Annotated in this window: 3 protein-coding genes; 2 read left to right on the top strand and 1 reads right to left on the bottom strand. The window is 65.3% G+C overall.

The window, feature by feature from the left end:
* Nucleotides 1-318: 318 nt before the first annotated feature.
* The gene (locus EOA33_RS27325) at nt 319-1,065 is read left to right on the top strand and encodes a GntR family transcriptional regulator (protein ID WP_126056919.1); all 747 of its coding nucleotides are present in this window, start codon (nt 319-321) and stop codon (nt 1,063-1,065) included.
* Between the two features lie 85 nt (nt 1,066-1,150).
* Complete coding sequence (locus tag EOA33_RS27320; RefSeq protein WP_126056918.1) at nt 1,151-2,677, top strand: malonyl-CoA synthase; 1,527 nt, start codon at nt 1,151-1,153, stop codon at nt 2,675-2,677.
* Nucleotides 2,678-2,903: 226 nt separating this feature from the next.
* Here the strand turns inward: EOA33_RS27320 and nagA are convergent.
* On the bottom strand, nt 2,904-3,843 hold a 940-nt coding region (gene nagA, locus EOA33_RS27315), incomplete at its 5' end, for an N-acetylglucosamine-6-phosphate deacetylase (protein WP_127407059.1).

Below are 3,843 nucleotides of genomic sequence, written 5' to 3'. Positions count from 1 at the left end.
ACTCATTTCGGCCATCAGTCAGACTGGGTATCCCGCCGCCTGATCCTGGCCGTTGACCGTATCGCGGCGGGATACCCAGTCTGACTGATGGCCGAAATGAGTAGCTTCGCTGTTCAGCGCCCCAAGCGATGCAGGAAACTCAAGATTCTTTAGCCGACCGTTACTTCGGCGGGCCAGTGCGCTCTATCCTCTTTAAGTCGAATACCATCATCTTCCGCTTGAGGCTGCGAAGTGTGGCACGGTATAGTACGTGTATGGGATTGAGACTGCTTCGCAACAAGAACCAACAACAGGCCAAGGCAGGCAACAGGAGCCATATTGACATACGGAACCGCCGATCCGGGCGATGAAGGTGCCGGACCCAAGAGCACCCTCGCCAGCACGGTCTATCATCAGCTTCGGGACGATCTCCTGCGCGGTGTGCTGGAGACCGAAAGCAAGCTTCGGGTCGAATGGGTGGTTTCGCGATATGGTGCCGGCGCTTCGCCCGTGCGCGAGGCTCTCAACCGTCTCGCCTCCGAAGGTCTGCTTGGCCGCCACGACCAGCGCGGCTTCTTCCTCATGCCGGTCAGCGCCGAGGAGCTGGAGGAACTGACGCGCACCCGCTGCTGGCTTGAGGAGCGCGCGCTGCGCGAATCGATCGAACACCGCACCGGCGAGTGGGAGGAGCAGCTGGTGCTGGCCCTGCACCGCCTGGCGCGCGCCCAGCGCCGCATGCCGGAGGATCCCTCGTCGAACAATCCCGACTGGGAGAAGCTGCATCGGGCCTTCCATCGCGCGCTGATTGCGGGCTGCCGGTCACACTGGCTGGTCGGTTTCTGCGACCAACTTTCCGACCAGGCTTCCCGCTACCGGCTGATGTCGCAGCACGGCCTGGGAGACGAGCGCGACGATCTTGCCGAGCACCGCCAGATCGCCGAACGCACGCTCGATGGCGACGCCGATGGCGCGGTCGAGGCCCTGCTCAACCATTACCGGCTGACGGCGGCCAGGTGCATGGCGCGCTTCAGCCGGGACGATGATCCGAAGGTGAGTGCCGCCAAGGCGCACCGCGGGCGCAAATAGCTGCTCGTTCAGCCTCAAATCTGATATTCGCTCTGACCGAAACGATGCGAATTCAGGATTCGCCGCGCCATTCGCGGGAGCAACAATGAGCAATCACCTGTTCGACGCTTTTCGCGCCCGCGTCACGGCGCCGCAGCGGCTGCTTATGCGGACGGATGATGGGCGATCTCTCACCTATGGCGACATGCTGGCGCGATCGGCGCAGCTGGCGCATGCGCTGGTGCAATCCGGCGTGGCGCCGGGCGACCGCGTCGCCGTGCAGGTCGAGAAGAGCCCGGAAGCGGTGCTGCTCTACCTCGCTTGCCTGCGCGCCGGCGCCGTCTTCCTGCCGCTCAACACCGCCTACACGCCGCCGGAACTCCGCTATTTCTTTGGCGATGCCGAACCACGGCTGGTGGTCTGCGACCCGGCAAGGGCGGCCGATATCGCCCCGCTGGCGCAAGCGTCCGGCGCGGCGCTGGCGACGCTTGGCCAGCACGGCGACGGTTCGCTGCCGGAAAGCGCTTCCGGATATCAGGCGGATTTCAACGACGTGGCGCGCGGACCGGACGACCTTGCCGCGATCCTCTACACATCGGGCACGACCGGCCGCTCGAAGGGCGCCATGCTCAGCCACGAGAACCTTGCGTCGAACGCACATGTGCTGGTCGAGTACTGGCGCTTCACGTCCGATGACGTCCTAATCCATGCGCTGCCGATCTTCCACACGCATGGCCTCTTCGTGGCCACCAACGTCATCCTGATGGCCGGCGCCTCGATGCTGTTCGAAGCAAAATTCGACCCGGCCCGCATCATCGCGCTGCTGCCGCGCGCCACGGCATTGATGGGCGTGCCGACCTTTTATGTCAGGCTTCTGCAGCAGGAGGGCCTGGACGCCCAGGCGGCCAAGAACATCCGCCTGTTCATTTCCGGGTCTGCGCCGTTGCTGGCCGAGACGCATGCCGCCTGGCGCGAGCGCACCGGCCACGCCATCCTCGAGCGCTACGGCATGACCGAGACCAATATGAACACGTCCAACCCCTATGATGGCGAGCGGCGCGCCGGCACGGTCGGCTTTCCTTTGCCGGGTGTTTCGCTGCGCATCGCCGATCCAGACGGCAGCGGGTCGCTTGCTCAGGGCAAGGTCGGCATAATCGAGGTGAAGGGCCCGAACGTCTTTGCCGGCTACTGGCGGATGCCGGAAAAGACTACGGCCGAATTCCGTCCCGACGGCTTCTTCATCACCGGCGATCTCGGCCTCATCGACCGGGACGGCTATGTGCATATCGTCGGGCGCGGCAAGGACCTGATCATTTCCGGCGGCTACAACATCTACCCCAAGGAGATCGAAGGCGAGATCGATGCGCTTGCCGGCGTTAGCGAAAGCGCGGTGATCGGCGTCGCTCATCCGGACTTCGGCGAGGGTGTCACCGCGGTCGTGGTGCGCAAGCCGGGCTCGGCCATCGGCGCGGCCGACGTCCTTGACGCCATTGCGGGCCGGCTCGCCCGATACAAACATCCGAAGCAGGTGATCTTCGTCGACGAGTTGCCCCGCAACACCATGGGCAAGGTGCAGAAGAACGTTTTGCGCGAGACCTACAAGGATCTCTACGCAGCGGTTCGAGCCGGCTAATAGCTTCGTCATCCTAGGGCGAAGCAAGGTGCGAAGCGACGCGGCGTAGACCCTAGGATCCATGCCGAGACGCCAAGGCGTTGCAACGTTTACAGAATTCTGCACCGTTACACTTTACGTCACAGGTCACGGCATGGATCCTCGGGTCAAGCCCGAGGATGACGATGCGCGAAGGGCTCCGGCCAATTGCGAACGTTGGTTTCCCAATTGCGGTGGGATCGATGGCCTACGCCCCGAACACCTTCTTCCCGCCGATCCAGACGCCTTGGACATCCAGATCGTCCGACAGTGCCACGATGTCGGCGGCGGTGCCGTTGGCGAAGCGGCCGAGCCGGTGCGCCTGGCCGACCGCCTCGGCCGGATAGAGCGAAGCCATGCGCAGTGCCTCGCCAAGCTCAAGCCCGACGCCGCGGTGCATGAAGCGCACGGCCGAGATCATGTCGAGATCGGCCCCGGCCAGCGTGCCGTCGGCCAGTCTGAGGCTGCCGTCCTTGCGGTAGATGGTGCGGCCGTTCAGCGTGAACGATGTCATGTCGGTGCCGATCGTCGCCATGGCGTCGGTGACCAGCACGATTTTCCCCGGCCCCTTCTTGGCGCGCAGCGCGATCGCGATGGTGGCGGGATCGACGTGGATGCCGTCGGCAATGATGCCGGCGGACAGGCCGCCTGTGGCGATGGCGGCACCGGCCAGTCCCGGCTCGCGGTTGCCGATCTGGCTCATGGCGTTGAACAGATGCGTCACCACCGTTGCGCCGGCGGCCGCGAAAGCGCTCGCCGTGACATAGGTGGTGTCGGAATGGCCGAGGCTGACGATGAGGCCGGCTTTTGCCAGGGCCGTGACGCGCGCCGGCTCGACGGATTCGGGCGCGACCGTGGTCAGCAGGACCGGGAGCTCCTTGCGCGCGGCGATCAGCGCGGCCTGGTCCGCTTCCGTCATCGGCCGGATCAGCGCCGGGTCATGCGCGCCCTTGCGGGCGACCGACAGATGCGGGCCTTCGAGATGCAGGCCGAGAAAGCCCGGCACCTCCTGGCGCGCCGCCGCGGCCCCTGCCGCGACAGCCGCCGCCGTGATCGCGGGCGTGTCGGTGATCAGCGTCGGCAAAAGCGCCGTGGTGCCGAAGGGTGCATGCGCCCGGCAGATGGTCTCGATCGAGGCGACGTCGGGA

Origin of the sequence: Mesorhizobium sp. M4A.F.Ca.ET.050.02.1.1 (assembly GCF_003997725.1) — a bacterium.
Classification (GTDB): Bacteria; Pseudomonadota; Alphaproteobacteria; order Rhizobiales; family Rhizobiaceae; genus Mesorhizobium.
The sequence above is the reverse complement of the archived record's forward strand: the minus strand, read 5'-3'. Positions and strand labels throughout refer to the sequence as shown.